Annotated in this window: 22 protein-coding genes, 1 pseudogene and 1 riboswitch; of the genes and pseudogenes, 10 read left to right on the top strand and 13 right to left on the bottom strand. The window is 73.2% G+C overall.

What is annotated here, in order from left to right:
• Positions 1–74 precede the first annotated feature (74 nt).
• Entirely contained in the window at positions 75–734 is a 660-nt protein-coding gene (locus QNO09_RS11105; protein ID WP_283969953.1) for an HAD-IA family hydrolase, read from the top strand.
• A gap of 172 nt (positions 735–906) precedes the next feature.
• On the opposite strand, the gene cpt is transcribed toward QNO09_RS11105, so the two are convergent.
• Positions 907–1,461: a chloramphenicol phosphotransferase CPT gene (gene cpt, locus QNO09_RS11100; protein ID WP_283969952.1), complete on the bottom strand. Its 555-nt coding sequence runs from the start codon at positions 1,459–1,461 to the stop codon at positions 907–909.
• 27 nt (positions 1,462–1,488) lie between these two features.
• The gene (locus tag QNO09_RS11095; RefSeq protein ID WP_283969951.1) at positions 1,489–3,135 is read right to left on the bottom strand and encodes a peptidoglycan-binding protein; all 1,647 of its coding nucleotides are present in this window, start codon (positions 3,133–3,135) and stop codon (positions 1,489–1,491) included.
• A gap of 159 nt (positions 3,136–3,294) precedes the next feature.
• Between QNO09_RS11095 and QNO09_RS11090 the strand changes: the two genes are divergently transcribed.
• A complete protein-coding gene (locus tag QNO09_RS11090; RefSeq protein ID WP_283969950.1) occupies positions 3,295–5,346 on the top strand; it encodes an MDR family MFS transporter in 2,052 nt (683 codons plus the stop codon).
• A 2-nt stretch (positions 5,347–5,348) separates the two neighbouring features.
• Here the strand turns inward: QNO09_RS11090 and QNO09_RS11085 are convergent, their stop codons facing one another.
• On the bottom strand, positions 5,349–5,840 hold the full coding sequence (locus QNO09_RS11085) for a GNAT family N-acetyltransferase (protein ID WP_283969949.1): 492 nt from the start codon (positions 5,838–5,840) through the stop codon (positions 5,349–5,351).
• Between the two features lie 170 nt (positions 5,841–6,010).
• Here QNO09_RS11085 and QNO09_RS11080 point away from each other — a divergent pair, with 170 nt between their 5' ends.
• Entirely contained in the window at positions 6,011–6,718 is a 708-nt protein-coding gene (locus QNO09_RS11080) for a hypothetical protein (protein WP_283969948.1), read from the top strand.
• A gap of 4 nt (positions 6,719–6,722) precedes the next feature.
• Positions 6,723–7,373 carry a hypothetical protein gene (locus tag QNO09_RS11075; RefSeq protein WP_283969947.1) on the top strand — a complete coding sequence of 217 codons (651 nt, stop codon included), beginning with the start codon at positions 6,723–6,725 and terminating at the stop codon, positions 7,371–7,373.
• Positions 7,374–7,391: 18 nt separating this feature from the next.
• Here the strand turns inward: QNO09_RS11075 and QNO09_RS11070 are convergent.
• Positions 7,392–7,835, bottom strand: a pseudogene (locus QNO09_RS11070) (DnaJ family domain-containing protein).
• A gap of 98 nt (positions 7,836–7,933) precedes the next feature.
• On the opposite strand from QNO09_RS11070, the gene QNO09_RS11065 reads away from it, so the two are divergent.
• On the top strand, positions 7,934–8,326 hold the full coding sequence (locus QNO09_RS11065; RefSeq protein WP_283969946.1) for an FHA domain-containing protein: 393 nt from the start codon (positions 7,934–7,936) through the stop codon (positions 8,324–8,326).
• 9 nt (positions 8,327–8,335) lie between these two features.
• On the opposite strand, the gene QNO09_RS11060 is transcribed toward QNO09_RS11065, so the two are convergent.
• Complete coding sequence (locus QNO09_RS11060) at positions 8,336–9,007, bottom strand: O-methyltransferase (RefSeq protein WP_283969945.1); 672 nt, start codon at positions 9,005–9,007, stop codon at positions 8,336–8,338.
• 98 nt (positions 9,008–9,105) lie between these two features.
• Here QNO09_RS11060 and QNO09_RS11055 point away from each other — a divergent pair, with 98 nt between their 5' ends.
• Both QNO09_RS11055 and QNO09_RS11050 read left to right on the top strand, forming a co-directional pair.
• A complete protein-coding gene (locus tag QNO09_RS11055; RefSeq protein WP_283969944.1) occupies positions 9,106–9,429 on the top strand; it encodes a hypothetical protein in 324 nt (107 codons plus the stop codon).
• 43 nt (positions 9,430–9,472) lie between these two features.
• Positions 9,473–9,574 (top strand): DUF397 domain-containing protein, encoded by a 102-nt coding sequence (locus tag QNO09_RS11050; RefSeq protein ID WP_349636964.1) that lies wholly within the window; start codon positions 9,473–9,475, stop codon positions 9,572–9,574.
• Here the strand turns inward: QNO09_RS11050 and QNO09_RS11045 are convergent.
• Positions 9,558–10,727, bottom strand: a complete 1,170-nt coding sequence (locus QNO09_RS11045) for a steroid 3-ketoacyl-CoA thiolase (protein ID WP_283969943.1) — start codon at positions 10,725–10,727, stop codon at positions 9,558–9,560. The genes QNO09_RS11050 and QNO09_RS11045 overlap by 17 nt on opposite strands.
• A gap of 218 nt (positions 10,728–10,945) precedes the next feature.
• Here QNO09_RS11045 and QNO09_RS11040 point away from each other — a divergent pair, with 218 nt between their 5' ends.
• Entirely contained in the window at positions 10,946–12,181 is a 1,236-nt protein-coding gene (locus QNO09_RS11040; RefSeq protein ID WP_283969942.1) for a cytochrome P450, read from the top strand.
• Between the two features lie 274 nt (positions 12,182–12,455).
• Here QNO09_RS11040 and QNO09_RS11035 read toward each other — a convergent pair whose 3' ends face one another.
• The 5 genes from QNO09_RS11035 to QNO09_RS11015 are packed head-to-tail and all read right to left on the bottom strand — an operon-like array spanning position 12,456 to position 17,904.
• A complete protein-coding gene (locus QNO09_RS11035) occupies positions 12,456–13,316 on the bottom strand; it encodes an ECF transporter S component (protein WP_283969941.1) in 861 nt (286 codons plus the stop codon).
• The gene (locus QNO09_RS11030; RefSeq protein WP_283969940.1) at positions 13,313–14,980 is read right to left on the bottom strand and encodes an ABC transporter ATP-binding protein; all 1,668 of its coding nucleotides are present in this window, start codon (positions 14,978–14,980) and stop codon (positions 13,313–13,315) included. The genes QNO09_RS11035 and QNO09_RS11030 overlap by 4 nt, the downstream gene beginning before the upstream one ends.
• Positions 14,977–16,068 (bottom strand): energy-coupling factor transporter transmembrane component T, encoded by a 1,092-nt coding sequence (locus QNO09_RS11025; RefSeq protein ID WP_283969939.1) that lies wholly within the window; start codon positions 16,066–16,068, stop codon positions 14,977–14,979. Before QNO09_RS11025 ends, QNO09_RS11030 begins: the two co-directional genes overlap by 4 nt.
• Positions 16,061–16,696 carry an SCO2322 family protein gene (locus QNO09_RS11020; protein WP_283969938.1) on the bottom strand — a complete coding sequence of 212 codons (636 nt, stop codon included), beginning with the start codon at positions 16,694–16,696 and terminating at the stop codon, positions 16,061–16,063. The genes QNO09_RS11025 and QNO09_RS11020 overlap by 8 nt, the downstream gene beginning before the upstream one ends.
• Positions 16,693–17,904: an SCO2321 family membrane protein gene (locus tag QNO09_RS11015; RefSeq protein ID WP_283969937.1), complete on the bottom strand. Its 1,212-nt coding sequence runs from the start codon at positions 17,902–17,904 to the stop codon at positions 16,693–16,695. Before QNO09_RS11015 ends, QNO09_RS11020 begins: the two co-directional genes overlap by 4 nt.
• A gap of 122 nt (positions 17,905–18,026) precedes the next feature.
• Positions 18,027–18,115: riboswitch (adenosylcobalamin-variant (AdoCbl-variant) riboswitch) on the bottom strand.
• Between the two features lie 446 nt (positions 18,116–18,561).
• Between QNO09_RS11015 and QNO09_RS11010 the strand changes: the two genes are divergently transcribed.
• On the top strand, positions 18,562–19,377 hold the full coding sequence (locus QNO09_RS11010; protein WP_283969936.1) for an SAM-dependent methyltransferase: 816 nt from the start codon (positions 18,562–18,564) through the stop codon (positions 19,375–19,377).
• Positions 19,378–19,380: 3 nt separating this feature from the next.
• On the opposite strand, the gene QNO09_RS11005 is transcribed toward QNO09_RS11010, so the two are convergent.
• Both QNO09_RS11005 and QNO09_RS11000 read right to left on the bottom strand, forming a co-directional pair.
• The gene (locus QNO09_RS11005; protein ID WP_283969935.1) at positions 19,381–20,286 is read right to left on the bottom strand and encodes a Sco1979 family transcriptional regulator; all 906 of its coding nucleotides are present in this window, start codon (positions 20,284–20,286) and stop codon (positions 19,381–19,383) included.
• A 220-nt stretch (positions 20,287–20,506) separates the two neighbouring features.
• Positions 20,507–21,532 carry a Strvi_7410 family MBL fold metallo-hydrolase gene (locus tag QNO09_RS11000; protein WP_283969934.1) on the bottom strand — a complete coding sequence of 342 codons (1,026 nt, stop codon included), beginning with the start codon at positions 21,530–21,532 and terminating at the stop codon, positions 20,507–20,509.
• Between the two features lie 159 nt (positions 21,533–21,691).
• Between QNO09_RS11000 and QNO09_RS10995 the strand changes: the two genes are divergently transcribed.
• A complete protein-coding gene (locus tag QNO09_RS10995) occupies positions 21,692–23,143 on the top strand; it encodes an aldehyde dehydrogenase (protein ID WP_283969933.1) in 1,452 nt (483 codons plus the stop codon).
• The last annotated feature ends 1 nt before the right edge of the window (position 23,144 follow it).

Here is a 23,144-nt window from a genome sequence, read left to right as displayed (position 1 = left end):
CCGGGGACCCGCGGTCGCGACCCGTCGTCCGCCCCCTCCCGCGCTGGTACGCGCCCCGAGCCTTGGAGCTGCCGATGACGGCCACCGCCGTGCTCACCGCCCGCGCCCTCCTGCTGGACATGGACGGCACCCTCGTCAACTCCGACGCCTCGGTCGAACGTGTCTGGCGGCGCTGGGCCGAGCGTCACGGGCTCGACGGGGACGAGGTCATGAAGGTCGTCCACGGCCGGCAGGGCTACGCCTCCATGGCGCTGCTGCTGCCCGACCGGCCGATGGAGCACAACCACGCCGACAACGCCCGGATGCTCGCCGAGGAGACGGCCGACACGGACGGTGTCGTCGCGATCCCCGGCGCGCCGGAGTTCCTGGCCTCGCTGCGGGGGCTGCCGCACGCGCTGGTGACCTCCGCCGATGTGCCGCTCTCGACCGCGCGGATGGCGGCGGCGGGGCTGGACCTGCCCGAGCTGCGGGTGACCGCGGAGTCCGTCGGGGCGAGCAAGCCCGACCCGGAGGGTTTCCTGAAGGGCGCCGCCGAGCTGGGGATCGCCCCCGCGGACTGTGTCGTCTTCGAGGACTCCGGGGCCGGGATAGCGGCGGGGCGCGCCGCCGGCATGACGGTCGTCGGGATCGGGCCCCGGGCCGCGTTCCACGAGCCGGACGTGGTGGTCGAGGACCTCACGAAGGTGCGCGTGGAGGCCGCGGCGGACGGAACGATCCGCCTGCACATCGGCTGAACCCCGACTGATCGAGTCGCTTCGGCTGATCGGTTGCCTCGGCTGGTCGTGCCTCGCCTCGGCTGATCGGTCGCCTCGGCTGTTCGGGCACCGTCTCGGCTGTTCGGGGCCTCGCCTCGGTTGTTCGGTCGCCTCGGCTGTTCGGGTCGTCCCGGTGGCGAGGGGACGCGCGTCACCCGGGCGGGGCTACCGTCTCCCTGACGCGGGCGGCGATGGTGTGCGCGCACCGGAGGGACTCGGTGTGCGTCGTGTCGACCTCCACGTCGTAGCTCAGGCCCTCATGCACGACGCGGGCCTGGGACGCTGCCATGCCGCGGACCCGGTCTCCTCGGGCGATCTCACGGCCCGCGGCGACCTCGCCGTCGCACCGGACGCCGACCCACAGCACGGTGAGTCCGGACAGCGCCTTCTCCCACCGCTGCCGGGAGGCCGGGCCGCCGAGGAAGACGTCGTCGACGATGATCCCGGCCCCGGCGCGGGCCATGGCGGCGATGCCCTCCGTCCAGGCCGCGTCCAGGGCCCGGAACTCCGCGCCCACGCTCACACCGCCGTCCGCCGTGAAGGTGATCCCGCCGTCGGAGTCCCGCAGCTTCGCGGGCAGCGCCTCCACGAACGAGTCGACGCCGAAGGCCAGCCACGGACCGGGCAGGACGTCTTGCAGGCACCGGACGATCCCGGACTTGCCCGAGCTCGAACCGCCGTTGAGAACGATCACCTGAGTGGTCATGGCGTCACCGTACGGCGGCCGGACCGGTCATGGCTCCCGGGTTTCCGACTCCAGCCTCGCCCTGGTCTCCCGGTCGTAGACGCCGAGGTCGTCCACCTGGATGCCGCGTGACCACTGGTAGGTGCGGACCGCGTCCTGGAGCCGGTCGTCGAAGGTGCCGTCGGTGTCGTCGCCGTAGAGGTACAACTGGCGCAGTCGCAGCTGGAGTTCGGTCACCTCCGGGCCGCGGTCGCCCAGGCGCAGGACGGTGGGGCCGGCCTTCTGGCGGCCGCTGTCCGGGGGCGCCTGCTCGGGGCCGGTCGCGGGGGCGGACGTCTGCGGTCCCGACGGGGAGGGCGACTGCGACGGGCTCGCCGAGGCGCTCGGTGCGGACGGCGACGGGGAGGCGGACGGGCTCCCGCTGCGGGACGGCGAAGGGCCCGGTGCGGCGGCTGCCGGTGGAGCCGCCGACGCGCTGCCCCTCGGGGTCGTGGTGGCCGCGCTGCTCGACGGGACGTCCGGCACGCCCGCCCGGGTGCCGTCCGGCAGGGCGGTGTCCCGGGACGGGCTCTCGTAGGAGAACAGCCCGGTCGCGTACCCGGCCGCCGTGACGACGGCGACGCAGGCACCGGCGGCGGCGATCAGGAGGGTGCTGCGCCGACGCGGCCGATGCCTGCCCGACCGGCCCTCCTCCGGCGCGCCACCCTCTCTCCCCACCGTGCCGTCGAACATGCCCAGGTCGGTGACGCTCGGCTCGGTCGCGGCAGGGGTCAGGGGCGTCGCAAGCGTCGAGGCGGCGGGAGCGGCCGGCAGCACGGCCGTCGTGTCCGGGGCGACCGGGCGCAGGGACATGGTGGCGTCGGCGGGTGAGGCCGCCTGAGCGGCGCTCCCGGCGGGCGAGGCCTCGGTGCTCGGAAACCTCGTCGCGGTGTCCGCTGCCGCGGCCTGACCCGGTGTGCCGGCGGCCGCGGGCCCGGGGGGCTGGGCGTGGGTGGCTCGCGTGGGGCCGGTTTCCGGCTGGGGGTGGGTGTCTTCGGGTGTGCGTGGGGTGTCCGGGTGCGGGGGTCGCGTGCCGGTGTGCGTCGTCGCCCGGGCCGGGGTGTCGGCGGTCGCGGACCGGGGGGCCTGGGTGTCGGTTTCCGGCTGGGGGTGGGTGTCTTCGGGTATGGGTGGGGCGCCCGGGTGCAGGGGCCGAGCACCAGTCTCCGTCGCCGCCCGGGCCGGGGTGCGCGCGGCTGTGGGGCCGGGGGCCTCGGCGTGCGGTGTCCGTGTGGCGCCGGTGTCCGGCCGCCGGAGCGCGTCGTCGCGGGCCTGCGGGGGAGCGGCGGCGTCCGGACGGGAGGCGTGCGGGGTCGTCGCGGGTGAGCCCGCCGGGGGCGCGGTGGGCGGGGTGTCCTCGGACGTCGCCCTCGGTCCCGCCGGGCGTGCGGGCGTCGGTGTCTCGGCGGCCGAGGGGGGCTGTCCCTCACCGGATGTACGGGAGGCGGCCTCGTCCCGTGCGGCGGGCCGCCCGCCGTCGATCTCCACGTACGGGCGGATCCTCAGGGGGTCGAAATCCTCCGCTGCCGCCGCCTGGGCGGTGCGGGCGTCGCGGAGGGCCTGTGCGGCGCGGTGGGTGCAGGCGCAGGCGGGGGTGTTGTCCCGCTGTCTGGGTGCGCCGCACTCCGGGCACGGGTGGCCGTTCGGCGGTTCCACGCGTTCCTCCCTCCCCTCGCGAACTCCAGAGATTATCCAGATCTTCTCCACGGTGCGGTCGACGTGCCCCCGGAATCACAGCTTCCACAGGGGCCCGGCGGGCCATAACCGGTCACAGCGGTCACGATGGAGAACGTCACAGGAGTCCCAGGAGGTCTCATGGCCGGTGACGGGAACGCCGCCACACTGTCGCCCCAGAACGCCACAGCTCAGGAGCAGGTGGCCGGGAACGTCCTGGTCTCCATCGGCGCGCTGCTCCTCGGCATGCTGCTCGCCGCCCTCGACCAGACCATCGTGTCGACCGCGCTGCCCACGATCGTCAGCGATCTCGGCGGTCTGGATCACCTGTCCTGGGTGGTCACCGCGTATCTGCTGGCCGCGACGGCCGCCACCCCCCTGTGGGGCAAACTCGGCGACCAGTACGGGCGCAAGAGGCTCTTCCAGACGGCGATCGTGATCTTCCTGATCGGGTCGGCGCTGTGCGGCACGGCCCAGGACATGGGCCAGCTGATCGCGTTCCGGGCCCTCCAAGGGCTCGGCGGGGGCGGGCTGATCGTGCTGTCGATGGCGATCGTCGGCGATCTGGTGCCGCCGCGTGAACGGGGCCGCTACCAGGGGCTGTTCGGTGCCGTCTTCGGCGCGACCAGTGTGCTCGGACCGCTGCTCGGCGGGCTGTTCACGCAGCACCTGAGCTGGCGCTGGGTCTTCTACGTCAACCTGCCCGTCGGCGTCGTCGCGCTAGCCGTGATCGCGGCCGTCCTGCACATCCCGCGCACGGCGCGCCGGCATGTCATCGACTACCTCGGCACCTTCCTCATCGCCGCCGTCGCCACCTGCCTGGTGCTGGTCGCCTCACTCGGCGGTACGACCTGGCCGTGGGGGTCGTGGCGGATCGTCGGCCTCGCGGTCCTGGGCGTCGTCCTCGCCGTCGCCTTCGTGGCCGTCGAGCGGCGGGCCGCCGAACCCGTGCTGCCGCTGAAGCTGTTCCGCGTGCGCACCTTCACCCTCTCCGCCGTGATCAGCTTCGTGGTCGGGTTCGCGATGTTCGGCGCCATGACCTACCTGCCGACCTTCCTCCAGGTCGTGCAGGGCGTCAGCCCGACCATGTCCGGTGTGCACATGCTGCCGATGGTGCTGGGCCTGCTGCTGGCCTCGACGGCCTCCGGGCAGATCGTCAGCCGCACCGGCCGCTGGAAGGTGTTCCCGATCGCCGGCACCGGCATCACCACGCTCGGGCTGCTCCTGCTCCACCAGCTCGACGAGCACAGCTCCACCGCCGAGTTGAGCGGCTTCTTCTTCGTCTTCGGGCTCGGTCTCGGCCTGGTGATGCAGGTCCTGGTGCTCATCGTGCAGAACGCCGTCCCCTACGAGGACCTGGGCGTGGCGACCTCCGGCGCGACCTTCTTCCGCTCCATCGGCGCCTCGTTCGGTGTCGCCGTCTTCGGTACGGTCTTCGCGGGCCGGCTCGGCGAACGGCTCACGGACGCCTTCCAGGGCACCCGGCTCCCGGCCGGCGTCTCGGTCGACGCGCTGGAGGCCGACCCGCGTGGCATCGCCGCCCTGCCGCCCGGCCTGCGCCCGCCGGCCCTGCACGCCTACGCCGTCTCCATCACGGACGTCTTCCTGTACGCCGCCCCGGTCGCGCTCCTCGGCTTCGTGCTGGCCTGGTTCCTGAAGGAGGACCGGCTGCGCGGCTCGGTCACCGCCCCCGACGTCACCGAGACCCTGGCCACCAACCCGGTCGAACGCTCCTCGTACGACGAGGTGTGCCGCGCGCTGTCGGTGCTCGGCACCCGCGCGGGGCGGCGCGAGGTCTACCGGAAGATCACCGCCCGGGCGGGCTACGACCTGCTGCCCGCGACGAGCTGGCTGCTGCTGCGGATGCGGCGCTACGGCTCGGTGGAGCCGGGCGTGCTCGCGGACACGATGCCCGTGCCCCTGACGGTCGTCATGGAGGCCGCCCGGCAGGCCGAGGAGCGCCGCCTCGCCGTGCGCCGGGGCGTCGACATGGTCCTGACCCACGCGGGCCGCGGGGTCGCCGACCGGCTGGCCGCGGCCCGCGAGGAGTCCCTCGCCGAGCTGCTCGGCGACTGGTGGGGGCCGGACCGGCCGACCGATCTGGTGGACCTCGTGCGGGAGATGAACGGCGAACTGTGCGGATCGCGGCGCGAGCGGCCGAACGGCGCGCGCCCCGGGCGGGAGACGGCCTGAGATCAGGCCAGGTCCTTGCGGAACCAGTGCTCGGCGTACGGGTCGTCATTGTGCGGTGCCGTCTCCCGGTAGCCGAGGCGGGCGTACAGACCGCGGGCCTCGACGAGATCGCCGCGGGTGTCGAGGATCATCCGGGCGGCGCCGAGTGCGCGTGCGGCGTCCTCGGCGGCCCCGACCAGGAGCGGGGCGCCGCCCCTGCCGCGCATCGACGGGTGCAGGAACACCCGGGTGAGCTCGGCGGTCGTGCCGTCCAGGAGCCGCACGCCGGCGCTGCCCGCCGGCTCGCCGCCGTACCGGGCGATCAGCAACACTCCCCGCGGCGGCGCGAGATCGGCACCGGGCCGGGTGGCGATCTCCCGTTCCAGCTCGGCCGGGTCGGTGCGGCGTCCTTCGTGCAGCAGGTACCAGCGGTCGCTGACCTCGGTGTAGTACGCCCGCCAGAGAGCGGCGGCGACGGGGGAGTCGTACGGTTCCGGCGTCACGGTCCAGGTCATGAACCGCATTCTTCACAGGCGCCCCACGGGACACGCAATCGAATAGTTCCGGCCGTGTGTTCGCGCCCCGGTTGCGCACGGGCGCCGTTTGGATACGGGGTTTGGGGCAACCCGACGAGCGAACCGGCTCGCGAGGAGAGCCGGTTGGGCCGAGAACCCGGAAGGCACTCATGTCCACTGGCCTGATCATCGCTCTGATAGTGATCGCGGCGGTCGTCGTCATCATCGCGGCCGTCATGACCCTGCGCGCCCGCGGGCCTCGGCGTGGCCCGAACCTGAAGCGGCGCTTCGGACCCGAGTACGACCGGGCCGTGGCCCGGCACGACGGTGACGCCACAGCGGCCGAGCGCGAGCTGACCGAGCGCGTGCAGCGCCACGGCGACCTGCGCGAGCGGTCGCTGGAACCGGCACAGCGCGAGCAGTACGAGGCGCGCTGGACGGCCGCCCAGGAGCGGTTCGTCGACTCGCCGCGCGAGGCCGTCGCCGAGGCGGACCGGCTGCTCGCCGAGGTCGCCGGTGCCCGGGGCTTCCCGGACGGCGGGCAGTACGAGGAACAGCTGGCCGCGCTGTCGGTGCACCACGCCCACCACGTGGACGGCTACCGGCGCGTGCACCGCGCGGCGCATCTGCGCGCGGAGGACGCCCGCGACGGCGGCCAGGGTACGGAAGACATGCGTGAGGCCATGGTGGCGGCCCGCGCCCTGTTCGAGGAGCTGGTGAAGCCGGCCCGCCACGACGGCGGTCCGTCCGGCGGACGCCACGAGGAGGGACGGCACGACGGGCACCACCGTGCCGGATCGAACGGCGGCCGCAAGGCTCCGACCCGCGGCGGCCATCTGCCGTGGGCGATGAACCGACGTCAGGCGAAGGAGAGTTGAGGCAATGTCCGACATGACCCGCCCGCCCGGCAACCATACGCCGCCCGCCCCGGACGCCCGCGGCGAGAGCGCTCCGGGCACCGACCGCCACCCGACCGCACCGGGCACGGGCCACGACACGGCCCGGGACCTGGACGCGGACCGCGGCACCGGCCGTGACCCGGACGCGGACCGTGGTGTCACGCACGGCACCGACGCCGACCGCGCCGCGGCGCACGGCAGGGATGTGCCGGGCGCCGACCGGCACGACGGCACCGACGGCCGCCGCGGCGACCACGGCAACGGCATGGGCACCGACACGGGCACCGGCATGGGTACCGGTGTGGGCACCGGCACGGACAAGGCCGGTGCCGCGAAGAGCCGCTCCCGCCTCCTGGCCCACGAGGAGTGCGACAAGCTCGGCTCGCAGTTGCAGCACGCCGTCGCCGGATTCGTCGACGGGCCCCGGGCCGCCGTCGAGGAGGCCGACCACGTGCTGGAGGAGATAGCGGCCCGGTTCACCGAGGCCGTCACGCAGCGCCGGCGCACCCTGCGCCATTCCTGGCAGTCCGTCGAGGGCGGCGAGAGCAGGTCCGTGTCGTCCGCCGACACCGAACAGCTCCGGCTGGCCCTGAAGGACTATCGCGAGCTGGCCGAACGGCTGCTGCACGTGTGAGCCGGGGGGAACCCCCGGTCACCGGTCCGCCCGGCGCTCCCGCCACCGCCGTACGACGTCCTCGACGTCGTACGGCTTCTTTCCCAGCGGGGGGCCGGGCGGCGGCTTGAACATCATGGCGCGGACCTTGTCGTTGATCTCGCCGATGATCTTCCGCACGATCCGCTCCGAGGGGGCCGCGAGCGCCGCCTCCAGCGCGTCCTCCGCCTCCTTGCGCAGCGCCAGCGCCGGGGGAAGCACGGAGAAGCCCTCGCGGGCCAACTTCCGCTTGACCCACCACAGTTCGTCGTAGGTGGTCTCGATGTCACGTGGGAGGGGTGCGCCCGCTCCGGGCAGCCGGTCGAACTCCCCGCGCGCCTCCGCGTCACGAATCTGCTTGTCGACCCTCCCCCACTCTCAACTACGTTCGAGCGGGGGGACCCCCATCTCGAAGTCGACGCCAGGTGGCTTTCGCTCGGTCATGAGGCCATTGTGCCGGACACCGCGCGGCCTGGCGTTCTATCATGCGGCGGGCGATGGGCCCGGTAGGCCCACCCGGGATGTTCTCAGGAGGAGCGCACGTGCTCGAACTCACCATGGCCACCGTCGCGGAGGCGGAGGCGGGTGCCACGGCCGGCATGGTCATGGCCGAGGCGCCCAGCGAGGCGGGCGCGGTGCTGCGGGTGGGCCGCGACAAGTCCGTGTGCCGGCTGAGCACGCCGGACGACTGGCTGTTCGTCTCCCGCGTCCACCTGGAGTTCCTGTGCGGTCCGGAGGGGACCTGGCAGGTCACCTGGCTGCGCGGCTCCCAGCCCGACCCGTCCGCCGAGGTGCGGCTGGTCATGCGGGAGTACGTCCAGCCGCTCGCCTACGGCGGCACCGTCCCGCTGCCCAGGGGCGGCAGCGGCGAGATCATCGTCCAGGACCGCACCGCCCCGCGCAGCGTCAACGTGGGCTTCTACCACGAGGCGTGAGGGCGCGGCTCACGCCAGCACGCGCGCCAGCGCGAACCCGTCGTAGCCCTTCATGCCCACCGTCTGGATCGCCGTGCCGCTCAGCCGCGGGTGGCCGGCGATCAGCTCGATGGCCGCGCGGGTGCCCGTCACGTCCGGGGCGGTGCTGTCCGCGTCGACGACCCGGCCGCCGCGCACGACGTTGTCCAGGACGATCAGGCTGCCCGTGCGGGCGAGCTTGATCGCCCACTCCACGTAGTGCGGGTTGCTGGCCTTGTCGGCGTCGATGAAGACCAGATCGAACGGGGGCGGATTCTCGTCCGCCAGCTTGGGCAGCGACTCCAGGGCCGGGCCCACCCGCACCTCGACCAGCTTGTCCAGGCCGGCGCGGGCGATGTTGCGGACGGCGACCTCGGCGTGCAGGGGGTCGTACTCCAGGGAGACCAGCCGCCCGTCGGCGGGCAGGGCGCGGCCCAGCCAGATGGTGCTGTAGCCGCCGAGGGTGCCGATCTCCAGGATGTGGCGCGCGCCCTGGACCTGGGCGAGGAGCTGGAGGAGCTTGCCCTGGTTCCCGGAGACGTTGATGTGCGGAAGCCCGGCGGCGTCGCTGTCCCGCAGGGCGGCCGCCAGGGCTTCGTCGTCCGGGGCGAGGTGGGCGGTGAAGTAGGCGTCGACCTCGCCCCAGACGTGCGACTCGCTCATGCGCCTCTACCTTTCGTCAGCATAGTTAGCGTCCCTAACTACTGGCGCTGACGAAGATAGTTGGTGCGCGGGCCGCTGTCAGCGGGATGTCATCCGGCGTGTCGGCCCGCCACCGAGGGGGCCGAGCCGGGCAGCGGGCGACCCGCCGACTCCGCCATGCGCCACACCGCGAAACCGCCGATCACGGCCGCGGCCGGCCGTCGCTGTCACGCCCCCGTTCGGCCGAACAGGCCCTCGGCTGGGGCTGGACCTTCGGCACGCTGCTGCTCGTCGTCGCCCTCGGTCTGACCGCCGCCCGCGCACTGCCCCAGCCGGTCAGCCGCCGAACCGCCCTGCTGGCCGCCCCCGTCGCGACCAGCCTGCTCATGCTGTCCCTGCCCCTCCGCAACACCCTGTGGCTCGGCCAGACCAGCAAGCGGTGACCAGGGCGGTGATTGTGTAGAGGTCGCCGAAGCGTCTGCTGCCATTGCCATACGCGACAGCAAGACCCCGGCGGGACCGATCCTCACCCTCGATCCCGCCACGTTCACCACCTTCGTCAACTGGACGGCTACAACCGCTGAATGATCGTGCCGGTGGCCAAACCGCCTCCCGCGCACATGGTGATCAGCGCGAACTCCTTGTCCGCGCGCTCCAGTTCGTGCAGGGCCGTCGTGATGAGCCGGGCCCCGGTCGCTCCCACCGGGTGCCCGAGCGCGATGGCGCCGCCGTTGACGTTCACCTTCGACAGGTCCTGGTCGAAGACCCGTGCCCAGCTCAGCACCACGGACGCGAACGCCTCGTTGATCTCCACCACGTCGATGTCCCTGAGGGACATCCCCGCCTTGCCCAGCACCGCCCTGGTCGCGTCGATCGGGCCGTCGAGGTGGAAGTGGGGGTCGGAACCCACCAGCGCCTGGGCCACGATGCGGGCCCGGGGCCGCAGCTTCAACGCCCGGGTCGTCCGCTTCGACGCCCACATGATCGCCGCCGCCCCGTCGGAGATCTGCGAGGAGTTGCCGGCCGTGTGCACCGCCGTGGGCATGATCGGCTTCAGGGAGGCCAGGGCCTCCGCCGTCGTGTCGCGCAGCCCCTCGTCCTTGTCGACCAGGCGCCACATGCCCTGCCCGGCGTGCTGCTCCTCCTCGGTCGTGGGGACCTGGACCGCGAACGTCTCCCGTTTGAAGCGCTCCTCCGCCCAGGCGTGCGCGGCCCGCTGCTGGGAGGTGAGGCCCAGGGCGTCGACGTCCTCGCGGGTCAGACCGCGGTGGCGGGCGATGCGCTCGGCCGCCTCGAACTGGTTGGGCAGGTCCACGTTCCACTCGTCGGGGAACGGCTTGCCCGGCCCGTGCTTCGAGCCCGACCCCAGCGGCACCCGCGACATGGACTCCACCCCGCACGAGATGCCGACGTCGATCACGCCCGCCGCGACCATGTTGGCCACCATGTGCGAGGCCTGCTGGCTGGACCCGCACTGCGCGTCGACCGTCGTCGCGGCCGTCTCGTACGGCAGCCCCATGGTCAGCCAGGCCGTGCGCGCGGGGTTCATGGACTGCTCGCCGGCGTGGGTGACCGTGCCGCCGACGATCTGCTCGACGCAGTCGGCGGGGATGCCGGTGCGGCCCAGGAGTTCGCGGTAGGTCTCGCCCAGGAGGTAGGCGGGGTGCAGATGGGCGAGCGCGCCGCCGCGCTTGCCGATGGGGGTGCGTACGGCTTCGACGATCACGGGTTCGGCAGCCATGGGTGCGGGTCCTCTCCGGGAGGCTCAGCGGAACTAGTACGCGTTCTAGTTCTGCAAGTAGTGTGCTGATGCCCGCTCGTCGACCGCAAGGGTCGTGCGGGCAATTGGAGTGGCCCTGCCCCTTGCTACTTGTAGAACCCGTTACTACCGTCGCCGCAACTCCGCACAGCTGATGGGCCGTCAGACCTCAGAGTCGGTACGAGTGGTGGGAGCCGCCCATGCCCTGTCCCGCGCTGCCCGACGGGTTCGACTTCACCGACCCCGATCTGCTGCACCACCGTGTGCCCCTGCCGGAGTTCGCCGAGCTGCGCCGGGCCGAACCGGTCTGCTGGGTGCCGCAGCCGGCCGGTCTCGCCGGCTTCCAGGACGAGGGCTACTGGGCCGTCACCCGGCACGCCGACGTCAAGTACGTCTCCACGCACCCCGAGTTGTTCTCGTCGTCCCTCAACACGGCGATCATCCGCTTCAACGAGCACATCGAGCGCGACTCGATCGACGCCCAGCGGCTGATCCTGCTGAACATGGACCCGCCGGAGCACACCCGGGTCCGGCAGATCGTGCAGCGCGGGTTCACCCCCCGGGCCATCCGGGCGCTGGAGGAGCGGCTGCGCAACCGGGCCCACTCCATCGTCGAGGCAGCGCGCGCACACACCGGGCCGTTCGACTTCGTCACCCAGGTCGCCTGCGAACTGCCCCTCCAGGCGATCGCCGAGCTGATGGGCGTCCCCCAGGAGGACCGGGACAAGATCTTCGACTGGTCCAACAAGATGATCGCGTACGACGATCCCGAGTACGCCATCACCGAGGAGGTCGGCGCCGAGTCGGCCACGGAGATCATCGCCTACGCGATGAACATGGCCGTCGACCGCAAGCGGTGCCCGGCCCACGACATCGTCACGCAGCTCGTCGCGGCCGAGGACGAGGGCAACCTCAGCTCCGACGAGTTCGGCTTCTTCGTGCTCATGCTGGCCGTCGCGGGCAACGAGACCACCCGCAACGCCATCACCCACGGCATGCACGCCTTCCTCACCCACCCCGGGCAGTGGGAGCTGTACAAGAGCGACCGCCCGGACACGGCGGCGGAGGAGATCGTGCGCTGGGCGACCCCCGTCGCCGCCTTCCAGCGCACGGCCACCCAGGACACCGAACTCGGCGGCAAGCGCATCCGCGAGGGCGACCGGCTCGGACTGTTCTACGCCTCGGCCAACCACGACCCGGAGGCCTTCGACGACCCGGACACCTTCGACGTCACCCGCGACCCCAACCCGCACCTCGGCTTCGGCGGCGGCGGCCCCCACTACTGCTTGGGCAAGTCCCTCGCCGTGCTGGAGATCAACCTCATCTTCAACGCGATCGCCGACGCGATGCCCGGCCTGAAACTGGTCGGCGATCCGCGGCGGCTGCGGTCGGCGTGGATCAACGGGGTGAAGGAACTGCCGGTCAGCACGGGCTGAGGTCCCGGGGGACCCGGGCAGGGCGAAGGCGACGGCCCCGGGGATCAGGGGGCCGCCGCCTTCGGTCGGTGGGGTGGGCCTGGTTCACCACCAGCCGCTCCGCGGGCCGTGCGGGGGCGGCGGGCAGCGGTCGTCCACGGAAGCAGCCGCCGCCGGGTGCGCGCAAAGGCCCCTCCTACTAGGTGGGGCAGCACCGCGGCGCAGGTCAGCCCCCGTGACCGGGGCTTGTCGCTACGGCCCCGCCTCGTACATGACCCGGGTCACGTGGGCAGCCTCACTTCCCGGCGGCCTCGGACGTGACCGGGGCCTCGGACGTGACCGGGGTCTCGAACGAGACCGGGGTCTCGAAGGCGGCCCGGCGCGTGGCCCGGCGCAGCGCCCTGAGCACCGCGGGGCCGAGGACGAGTGTCAGGACGACCGTGACGACGGCCCGGCCCAGGTCCCAGCCGAGCGACGTGGCGACGCAGTACGCGACGAAGCGGGCCAGGTTCACGGCGACGGGCGCGTGCGGGTCGAAGGCCACGTTCGAGGCGAGGGCGCTCATGAAGGGCCAGCCCGCCAGGTTCATCACCGTGCCGTAGGCGAACGCGGCGAGGAAGCCGTAGCCGGCGAGCATCGCGAGCTCTCCCCGGTCGCGCAGCCGGTCCGGGCCGGGTAGCAGACCCGCGCCCATCGCGAACCAGCCCATCGCCAGCATCTGGAACGGCAGCCACGGCCCGACCCCGCCGGTGAGCAGCGCGGACGCGAACATCGTCACCGAACCGAGGACGAATCCGAAGCCCGGGCCGAGCACCCGGCCGCTCAGCACCATCAGGAAGAACATCGGCTCGATACCGGCGGTACCGGCGCCGATCGGCCGCAGGGCCGCCCCGGCGGCGGCCAGCACGCCGAGCATCGCGACCGCCTTCGGGCCGAGGCCCGACTCCGATATCGCCGCCGCCACCACCGCCACGAGCAGCACCAGCAGGCCCGCGAAGAGCCAGGGCGCGTCCTGCGCGTGCGCGCTGAGCCGTGAGGTGGGCGGGGTGAGGAAGGGCCAGCCGAAACCGGCGATCCCCACGGCACTGACCAGGACCAGCGCGGCGAGGGAACGGGGGCCGAGGCGGACGGCTCTGGCCTGCCGTTGCGTGTTCATGAGGTGGCCACGGGAGGGAGGGCGGAGCGGACCTGGGCGACGGTGAGCCAGTGCTGGGGCGCCAGGATCTTGGTGACCTGCGGGGCGAAGGACGGGGAGGAGACCACGATGTCCGCCGTCGGGCCGTCCGCGATCACCTCGCCGTCCGCGAGCAGCACCACCCGGTGGGCGAGCTCCGCCGCCAGTTCCACGTCGTGCGTGGCCAGCACGATGGCGTGCCCCTCGGCGGCCAGGGACCGCAGCACCGCGACCAGCCGGGTCTTCGCCGCGTAGTCCAGGCCCCGGGTCGGCTCGTCCAGCAGGAGCAGCGGCGGCCGGGCGGTCAGCACGACGGCCAGGGCGAGCGCGAGCCGCTGCCCTTCCGAGAGGTCCCGGGGATGGGTGTCGTCGGTGACGCCGGGCAGGAGCTCGCTGACCAGGGCACGGCAGGTGCCGGGTGTCGCTCCCGCGTCCTGGTCGGCCGCCGTGCACTCGGCGGCGACGGTGTCGGCGTAGAGCAGGTCGCGGGGTTCCTGGGGGACGAGGCCGACCTTTCGCACGAGGTCCTTGGGGACTGTGCGGTGAGGGGTGGCTTCGCCGAGCCGGACGGTTCCGGAGGTGGGGGTGATGAGGCCGACCAGGGAGTTGAGGAGGGTGGATTTGCCGGCGCCGTTGCGGCCCATGAGGGCGATGGTCTCACCGGGGGTGATGGTGAGGTCGATGTGGCGCAGGGCCCGGACGCGGGAGCGGGTCACCGAGAGGGCTTGGACTTCGCCCAGGGGGGTGGGGGGCGGGGTGGGGGGTGCGGAGTGCCGGCGGGTGCGGGGTGTCCGTGGCTGGTCGCGCGGTTCCCCGCGTTCCTCGGGGGCGTTCTCCAGCTGTCGCTTCAGATCTCCCGCCTTGCGGCGGGCGTCGCGGACCGTCAGCGGCAACGGGGACCAGCCCGCCAGGCGGCCCAGGGCGACCACCGGCGGGTACACCGGCGACACGGCCATCACCTCGGCCGGGCGGCCCACCACGGGGGCGGCCCCCGGGCTCGGCAGCAGCACGACCTGGTCGGCGTACTGGATGACGCGTTCCAGGCGGTGCTCGGCCATGAGGACCGTCGTGCCGAGGTCGTGCACGAGCCGCTGGAGGACGGCCAGCACCTCCTCGGCGGCCGCCGGGTCCAGCGCGGAGGTCGGCTCGTCCAGGACGAGGACGCCCGGGTGCGGGGTGAGGACCGAGCCGATCGCGACGCGCTGCTGCTGCCCGCCGGAGAGCGTGGCGATCGGGCGGTCGCGCAGACCGGCGAGGCCCAGCAGGTCGAGGGTCTCCTCGACGCGGCGGCGCATCACCTCCGGGGCGAGGCCCAGCGACTCCATGCCGTAGGCGAGTTCGTCCTCGACGGTGTCGGTGACGAAGTGGGAGAGCGGGTCCTGGCCGACCGTGCCCACGACGTCGGCCAGTTCGCGCGGCTTGTGCGTGCGGGTGTCGCGGCCGGCGACCGTGACCCGGCCGCGCAGGGTGCCACCGGTGAAGTGCGGGACGAGCCCGCTGACCGCGCCCAGGACGGTGGACTTGCCCACGCCGGACGGACCGGCCAGCAGGACCAGTTCGCCCTCCGGGACCTCGAAGTCGATGCCCCGCACGGTGGGTTCGGCGGCCCCGTCGTACGTCACGGAGACATCCTCGAAGCGGATCACGACGGCTCCTTCGGATCGGGGGCGACGACAGCGGGCAGCAGACCGAGGAGTACGGCAGCGGCCGGCCACAGGGGCAGGATGGGGGCGACCAGGGGCACCACGCCGGGGTGCAGCGCCGCGGGGTCGCGCGACGCGGCGAGGGCGAGCAGGGCCGCGACCGCGACGCCGGAGGCCACGACCAGCCCGGCACGCACGTCCCAGCGGTCCGGGCGGTAACGGGTGCGCGGCGAGCGGCGTCCGCCGAGCTTGAGCCCCGCGAGGGCGGCGGCGACACCCGCCAGGAGCACGGGGAAGCCGTAGCCGGCGCCGTCGGCCGTGAGGAGGCCGTACGTGCCCGCGCAGACGCCCAGCAGCCCGCCGAGGGTGAGCGCGGCGGTGGTACGGCGGACGGCGGGCGGGACCTGCGCGGTACGGCCGTAGCCGCGGGCGTCCATCGCGGCGGCGAGGGCGACGGAACGCTCCAGCGCGCCCTCCAGGACCGGCAGGCCCACCTGCACCAGGCCCCGGATGCCCTGGTCCGGGCGGCCGCGCAGCCGGCGGGCGGCCCGCAGGCGCCGGACGTCGGCGATGAGGTTCGGGGCGAAGGTGAGGGCGACGACGACCGCGACACCCACCTCGTACAGGGCGCCCGGGAGGGACTTGAGGAGGCGGGAGGGGTTGGCGAGGGCGTTCGCGGCGCCGACGCAGATGAGGAGGGTGGCCAGCCTCAGACCGTCGTACAGGGCGAAGGTGAGGGCCTCCGCGGTCACCTCGCCGCCGAGGCGGATGCCCTGGGCCCAGGCGGGGAGAGGGAGTTCGGGGAGGGTGAGGAGGGTGTGCGTGCCGGGGATCGGCGAGCCGAGGACGGTCGCGAAGAGCAGTCGGATGAGGATCACGGCGAGGGCGAGTTTGACGAAGGCGCCGTAGGAGCGGGACCAGGGGGTGTCGGGGCGGCGGGTCGCCACGACGTAGGCGGAGACCATGATGAGGAGGGCGAGGAGCAGGGGGTTGGTGGTGCGGGTGGCCGCGGTGCCGAGGGAAAGGGACCAGAGCCACCAGGCACCGGGGTGCAGCTGAGCCCGGTACCGGTGCCGGGTGCTGCTACCCACGCCGTCGTACCTGCCAGGTCGCCGCCCCGCCCAGGAGCACCACCAGCGCGATGCCCGCGACCAGGCCCAAGGACGGCCCGCCGTCCGGCGGGGAGTCCTTCCCCGCCGCGGGCTTCTGTTGCCGCTGCTTCGGGGAGACCTGTTCGCCGCAGCCCTTCTCCGGATAGCCCGAGATCGCGCACAGCAGGGCGTTGGTGTCGTAGCGCAGCGGCTTGGCCACCGCGGCCAGGGCCTCGGCCGTCGTCGCGTCGGGGGAGACCCGGGCGCAGGCCGTGCGGGCGGGGGGCGGGGACGCGCCCCCGGGGGCGTCCGACGGTGTGCCGAAGTCGATGACCAGGGCCACTCGCTTCCTGCCGTCCCGCGCGGGCGTCTTCGCGCAGATCGTCGCGAAGTCGGCCGTGCCGCGCGGCCGGACCGCGCTCGCGGAGTCCTCGCTCACCGCGAAGCGGAAGCCCTGGACGTCGCCGTCGGAGGGGCGGACCAGGGACGGGCCCTGGGTGGCGTAGACCCAGCGGCCGGCGTCGCGCTCCCAGAACGACCAGTACCGGTACCCGGCGGCCTGCGCCTGACCCGCGCCCGCGCACAGCAGGAGCGAGGCCAGCAGGAGCGGGACGGCCCGGCGGATCACAGCTGCCGCTGCTTCTTGCGGCCGGTGAACAGGAAGCCGATGCCGATCCCGGCGACGAGGCAGACGCCGACGTACCACCAGACCCCGAAGAAGCCGTCCGAGCCGGAGTCCTTCTCTTCGTCCGAGGCCTTGGTCTTCCCGTCCGTCTGCGGGGCCGGGCCCGTCGCGTTGAGCTTCTTCACGAGGTCCGCGCCGCCGAAGTCGCGGGGGTTGGTGCCCGTCGCGTGGGCGGCGAAGATCAGCTGGGCGTAGGCGGCCGGACCGCTCTGCGCGGCCCAGGAGGCGGAGTTCTGTTCCAGCCACCGCACGGACTTCTCCGCCGGCCCGGTGTCCCCCCGGGCGGCGAGCGCGACGACCGCGTCGGCGGTGTTGCCGAAGTCGGGCTGGGGCTCGGCACCCGCCAGGGCGGACATGAGGTGGTGGTCGTCCTCGGCGAGGGCGGCGGTGAGATAGCCCGCGCCGTTCGCCGCCGCCTGCTCGGGCGTGGTGGCCTTCTCGCAGGTCGCGTCGGACTTCTTGGCGGGCTTGACGACCATGCCCCGGCCCAGCGCCCCGAGCACACCGGCCGCCGTGGCGTCGGCGTTGGCGGCGAGCTCGCCCTTCTTGTCCGGCTGGAACGCGAACGCGCCGTCGCCGTCCCCGCCGCAGGGCAGCGCGAGCTTCAGCAGGGCGTCGTAGGGAGACTCGCCGTCCTTCTCCACCCGGTCCGGCTTCTCGCCCGCGGCGGCGAGCGCGCCTATGACGACCGACGTCGAGTTGGTGTCGCTGGCCCCGCCGGGCGCGTAGCCCCAGCCGCCGTCCTCGTTCTGCACGGACTTCAGCCAGCCGACGGCCTTGCCGGTGACGTCGTCGTGCCCGCCGAGGGCGGCGAGGGCCTGCACGGCGGCGGACGTGGCGTTGGTGTCGAGCATGGTCTTGGCGTCGCACGCGGTGGCGGGGTCGGGGCGGTACGAGGCGAAGGAGCCGTTCTCGCACTGCTGGCGCACCAGCCACTGCACGGACTTCGCGGCCGGCTTCACCCCCACCGTGTCCTGCGCGAGCAGCGCGAGCGACTGGCGCCAGACGCCGTCGAACTTCGGGTCCGAGTCGCCGTACAGGGCGGAGGGGAACGCCTGGGACGGCGACGGGGACGGGGCGGCGGCGGCCGGGGTTGCGGCGCCGATCACGGCGACGGCGGCCAGGACCGCGGCGCTGCGGCGGACGTTCATGATCGGCGGGTGCCTCTCCCTGTGGGGGAGCCGGGCAGCACGGGACACCCCGGCGGCTCGGCTCCGTATACCTCGACGGTGCCGTGCACCGGCGGTCTGCCGGGCACGTGAGCCGGTCACGAACCGTACGGGGCGATCCGGCTCACCGCCTGGGCGGCGGCTTACGGTTGCGGGTCAGCGCCGGAATTGCACCGGCTTCCCCCCGTACGGCGTGATGACGACCCGCTTACTGTACCCGCACGTAGGAATCGGGCCGAGGGGGCCGGGAGGGAGCCCGGGTCACACGGCGGGCTGCCCCTCGGGACGCCCGGGGGACACCGGCCCGCGCGGCGGCACGGGTCCCGTGCCGACCGGTGCGCCGGTGGGGCGTGACTTCGTCCCGCGGCGCCGGAGGCGCCGGGTGGGCGAGGTGATCTCCCCGTACCGGAGGGGTGGGGCGGCTTCAGCTTCCTCTCCACGCCCGGCGGTGCCATGCTCACCGCCCGCCCGGCGCCCCTCACACGACCGGTCCTGGGTGGGGCCGTGCGCAGGCGGGGTGCCGGTCCGGTGATGAGCCGGGTGGAGGTCGAACTCCTCGGCTCCGCAGAGGAGTTGATCCTCTTCACGGCGCAGACCGGTTAACGTGGGGTGTCCCGACCTCACACGCCAGGAGCGTCCATGACCGACCAGGTGGAGAACGCCGAGCAGGAGCCGTTCCCCAAGATCGACACCTCGGTACCGCACTCGGCCCGGATCTGGAACTACTGGCTGGGCGGCAGGGACAACTACGAGGTCGACCGGGTGGCCGGTGACGCGTTCCGCGAGATCTTCCCCGGCATCGAGACCGGGGCCCGCGCCGCCCGCTACTTCCTCGCCCGGGCCGTGCGCCACCTGGCCGGCGAGGAGGGCATCCGCCAGTTCCTGGACATCGGCACCGGGCTGCCCAACGTGGACAACACCCATCAGATCGCCCAGCGGGTGGCCCCGGAGAGCCGGATCGTCTACGTCGACAACGACCCGCTGGTGCTGGCCCACGCCCGGGCCCTGCTGACCAGTACGACGGAGGGCGTCACCAACTACGTCGACGCGGACCTGCGCGAGCCGGACACCATCGTCCGGGAAGCCGGGAAGACCCTCGACTTCGACCGGCCCGTCGCCCTCATGCTGATGGGCATCCTGGGCCACATCGAGGACCACGCCGAGGCCCGCTCGATCGTGCGCCGGCTGGTGGACGCCCTGCCCTCCGGCAGCTACCTGGTGCAGTACGACTCCACCGACACCAGCGAGGAGTACGTCCGGGCCATCCAGCAGTACAACGACGGCGGTTCGATCCCGTACATCCTGCGCAGCCCCGAGCAGATCGAGCGCTACTTCGACGGTCTGGAACTGCTCGAACCGGGCGTGGCGTCCTGCTCGCGCTGGCGCCCCGACGCCGCGGCCCTGGGTCTGCCCGCGGAGGTGCACCAGTACGGTGGTGTCGCCCTCAAGCGCTGACCCTCAGGTCTCCTGGAGGATGCGGTGCAGGAGGGTGGGAGTCTCGTCCGGCGACTCGGCTTCGACCACCAGCCGGTTCATGGCGTCCCAGTAGCACTCGATGTCGGCCGGCCGGTCGGGGTAGAGGGCGGTGGTGAGCTGTTCGAGGTAGACCATGTCGGGCAACTGCCCGCCGGGCAGCCGCAGAATGGTGATCGGGCCGCCCTCCGCGGCGTGAGCGGCGACGGCGAACGGCAGGATCTGCACCGTCACGTGCGGGAGCCGGCAGATCTCGATGAGATGCCTGAGCTGGTCCCGCATGACACGGATACCGCCCACCGGGCGGCGCAGCGCCGCCTCGTCGATCACGGCCCACAGCTGGGTCGGCGGCTGCCGGTGCAGGATCCGCCGGCGGGCCATCCGCAACGCGACCCGGCGGTCGATCTCCGCCGCACCGGCGTCCGGGTGGACGAGCCGGACGGCCGCCCGGGCGTAGTCGGCGGTCTGCAACAGGCCGGGGACGCGCTGGACCTGGAAACAGCGGATGAGACTCGCCGCCTGCTCGGCCCCGAGGTAGGTCTGCATCGAGGCGGGCACCACATCGCTGTAGTGCCGCCACCAGGCGGGGGCGTTGGCCTGCTCGGCCAGTGCCAGCAGGGTGGCGCGCTCGGCTTCGTCCGTGACGCCGTAGAGGGTGAGCAGATCGGCGACGTCACGCAGTTTGAAACCGTGGCGACCGGCCTCCATCCGGCTGATCTTGGAGGCGGAGGCGCGGATGACATGGCCCGCGTCCACCCGGCCGATGCCCCGCTCCTCGCGCAGTCCCCGCAGCCGGGCGCCCAGCGCCAGACGCGGCACCATGGGCCCGGCGCACCCGCCCTCCAGGGTCCCGCCGCCGGTCGACGTGCGTGCGGCCTCTTCGGTGCCCATGGGCATCTCTCCCGGTGCGGTGCGTTGCGTCCGACCATCCTAGGGGGACGCCCCGGACGTCAAGTGCCGCGTGCCTCAGGCATGTTCGGGCCCGGGGTGGTGCTCGCGGGCGTGTTCGGGGAGGAGGTGTTCCCTGGGGTCCATGGGTGTCTCGTAGCATCCGGGCGAGCCGTCCGGCGACGTGTTTCGCGCCGTGCGGTGCGCTGTCCCCGCGTGGCCGTCACACCGCCACGTACGTCACCGGATCGCTCCCCGGCACCGCCTCCGCCCGCCCCAGCTTCACCAGCCGGCGCAGATGGGCCTCCGCCTCCGATACGGCGATGGTGCGGGAGCCGTAGGGGATCCGCTCCCAGGGGCGGTTCCACTCCATGCGCTCGGCGAGCCGCCAGGGGGTGAGGGGCTCGGCGAGGAGGGTCAGCAGGTCGGTCAGGCGGGACTCGTGGTGGGTGAGCAACTCGTGGACGCGGGCCGCGGCGTCGGAGAAGGCGTGCTGGTGGGCCGGGAGGACCTCGGCGGGGGCCAGCCGGCCGACGCGTTCCAGGGAGTCGAGGTAGTCGCCGAGGGGGTCGGTCACGGTCGTGTCGTCCGGGTCCTCGTAGAGGCCGATGTGCGGGGTGATCTCGGGGAGCAGGTGGTCGCCGGAGAACAGCCGCCCCCGGCCCGGGAGCTGGGCCGGATGATTCTCCTCCAGATGGAGGCAGACGTGGCCCGGTGTGTGCCCCGGGGTCCAGATGGCGCGCAGGCGGCGGCCGGGCAGCTCCAGGAGTTCGCCGGGGACGATGTCGCGGTCGGGCAGGGCGGGGGAGAGGCCGGGCAGGGCGCGCGGACGGGGCGCCCGCAGCGGGGCGATGTGCTCCTCGGGGGCGCCGGCCGCGGCGAGCTTGGCCGCCATGTACGAGAACCAGTGCTCGGGACGGGCCTCTCGGGTCCGCCGTACGACCGCGGTGTCCGCCGCGTGCATCGCGATCCACGCGCCCGACGCCTCCCGGACCCGGCCGGACAGGCCGTGGTGGTCGGGGTGGTGGTGGGTGACGACCACGCCGTGGATCTCGGCGACCGAGGTGCCGCACTCCGTGAGGCCCCCCGCGAGGGTGTCCCAGGACTCCGGGTCGTCCCAGCCGGTGTCGATCAGCACCGGGCCGCGGTCGGTGTCGACGACGTACACCAGCGTGTGGCCGAGCGGGTTGTCCGGGATCGGCACCCGGAGGGACCGGACGCCTCCGCCGTGGTCGGTCACCTGTGTCATGGGCTCCCCCGTCGCCGGCTCCCCGTCACTATAACTAGAACGAGTTTCCATGGGAGGCGCCCCGGCGGTGTGCGGTCCGTGGACTCCTCGGGGCGGGGCTGGTATCAGTGGGCATATCTGATGCACCGTCAGAGCACGCTCCCGGGGAGGCAGTCGGCCATGACCGAGCTCGTGGAACACGGACAGCTGTTCATCGGTGGGGAGTTGACCGACCCCCTGGGGCGGGACGTCATCGAGGTGATCTCCCCGCACACCGAGGAGGTCATCGGACGCGTCCCGCACGCCTCGACGGCGGATGTGGACCGGGCCGTGGCGGCGGCGCGGCGGGCGTTCGACGAGGGGCCCTGGCCGCGCATGAGCCTCGACGAGCGGATCGAGGTCGTGGGCCGGATCAAGGACGCCATCGCCGTCCGGCACGACGAGATCGCCCGCCTGATCTCCGCCCAGAACGGCTCGCCGTACTCCTGGAGCGTCCTCGCCCAGGCGCTCGGCGCGGTGATGGTCTGGGACGCGGCGATCACCGTCGCCCGGAACTTCACCCATGAGGAGCGGCGCGACGGCGTGCTGGGCAGGATCCTCGTGCGCCGCGAGCCGGTCGGGGTCGTGGCCGCCGTGGTGCCCTGGAACGTCCCGCAGTTCGTCGCCGCCGCCAAGCTCGCCCCGGCGCTGCTCACCGGCTGCACGGTCGTGCTCAAGCCCTCCCCCGAGTCCCCGCTCGACGCCTACCTGCTCGGCGAGATCGCCCGCGAGGCCGGGCTTCCGGAGGGCGTGCTGTCCATCCTGCCCGCCGACCGGGACGTCAGCGAGTACCTGGTCGGGCACCCCAACGTCGACAAGGTGTCCTTCACCGGGTCGGTCGCGGCCGGCAAGCGCGTGATGGAGGTGGCCGCCCGCAACCTCACGCGGGTGACGCTCGAACTGGGCGGCAAGTCCGCGGCCGTCGTCCTGCCCGACGCCGACGTCGAGACGGCCGTGGCGGGCATCGCCCCCGCGGCCTGGATGAACAACGGGCAGGCCTGTGTCGCCCAGACCCGCGTCCTGCTGCCGCGCTCCCGCTACGACGAGTTCGCCGACGCCCTCGCCGCCGCGGCGGGCGCCCTGACGGTCGGCGACCCGCTGGACCCGGCCACCCAGGTGGGCCCGCTGGTGGCCCGGCGGCAGCAGCAGCGCAACCTCGACTACATCCGCATCGGGCAGGAGGAGGGCGCCAAGATCCTCACCGGCGGCGGACGCCCGGCCGGCCTCGACCGCGGCTGGTACGTCGAGCCGACCCTCTTCGGCGACGTCGACAACTCCATGCGCATCGCCCGCGAGGAGATCTTCGGCCCCGTGATCTGCCTGCTGCCCTACGACGACGAGTCCGACGCCGTGAGGATCGCGAACGACTCGGACTACGGCCTGAGCGGCAGCGTCTGGACCGCCGACGTCGAGCACGGCATCGACATCGCCCGCCGGGTGCGCACGGGCACGTACTCGGTCAACACCTTCAGCCTGGACATGCTCGGCCCGTTCGGCGGCTACAAGAACTCGGGCCTGGGGCGGGAGTTCGGGCCCGAGGGGTACGGCGAGTATCTGGAGCACAAGATGATCCACCTCCCGGCGCAGGCATAGC

Source organism: Streptomyces sp. 378 (genome assembly GCF_030124145.1).
Classification (GTDB): Bacteria; Actinomycetota; Actinomycetes; order Streptomycetales; family Streptomycetaceae; genus Streptomyces.
The sequence above is the reverse complement of the archived record's forward strand: the minus strand, read 5'-3'. Positions and strand labels throughout refer to the sequence as shown.

Excerpts from the sequence above, each read along its gene's own strand:
- QNO09_RS11015 (WP_283969937.1), bottom strand. The coding sequence starts at position 17,904 with ATGAACGTCCGCCGCAGCGCCGCGGTCCTGGCCGCCGTCGCCGTGATC.
- QNO09_RS11090 (WP_283969950.1), top strand. The coding sequence starts at position 3,295 with ATGGCCGGTGACGGGAACGCCGCCACACTGTCGCCCCAGAACGCCACA.
- QNO09_RS11005 (WP_283969935.1), bottom strand. The coding sequence starts at position 20,286 with ATGGGCACCGAAGAGGCCGCACGCACGTCGACCGGCGGCGGGACCCTG.
- QNO09_RS11080 (WP_283969948.1), top strand. The coding sequence starts at position 6,011 with ATGTCCACTGGCCTGATCATCGCTCTGATAGTGATCGCGGCGGTCGTC.
- QNO09_RS11040 (WP_283969942.1), top strand. The coding sequence starts at position 10,946 with ATGCCCTGTCCCGCGCTGCCCGACGGGTTCGACTTCACCGACCCCGAT.
- cpt (WP_283969952.1), bottom strand. The coding sequence starts at position 1,461 with ATGACCACTCAGGTGATCGTTCTCAACGGCGGTTCGAGCTCGGGCAAG.
- QNO09_RS11000 (WP_283969934.1), bottom strand. The coding sequence starts at position 21,532 with ATGACACAGGTGACCGACCACGGCGGAGGCGTCCGGTCCCTCCGGGTG.
- QNO09_RS11075 (WP_283969947.1), top strand. The coding sequence starts at position 6,723 with ATGTCCGACATGACCCGCCCGCCCGGCAACCATACGCCGCCCGCCCCG.
- QNO09_RS11060 (WP_283969945.1), bottom strand. The coding sequence starts at position 9,007 with ATGAGCGAGTCGCACGTCTGGGGCGAGGTCGACGCCTACTTCACCGCC.
- QNO09_RS10995 (WP_283969933.1), top strand. The coding sequence starts at position 21,692 with ATGACCGAGCTCGTGGAACACGGACAGCTGTTCATCGGTGGGGAGTTG.
- QNO09_RS11105 (WP_283969953.1), top strand. The coding sequence starts at position 75 with ATGACGGCCACCGCCGTGCTCACCGCCCGCGCCCTCCTGCTGGACATG.
- QNO09_RS11035 (WP_283969941.1), bottom strand. The coding sequence starts at position 13,316 with ATGAACACGCAACGGCAGGCCAGAGCCGTCCGCCTCGGCCCCCGTTCC.
- QNO09_RS11085 (WP_283969949.1), bottom strand. The coding sequence starts at position 5,840 with ATGACCTGGACCGTGACGCCGGAACCGTACGACTCCCCCGTCGCCGCC.
- QNO09_RS11010 (WP_283969936.1), top strand. The coding sequence starts at position 18,562 with ATGACCGACCAGGTGGAGAACGCCGAGCAGGAGCCGTTCCCCAAGATC.
- QNO09_RS11045 (WP_283969943.1), bottom strand. The coding sequence starts at position 10,727 with ATGGCTGCCGAACCCGTGATCGTCGAAGCCGTACGCACCCCCATCGGC.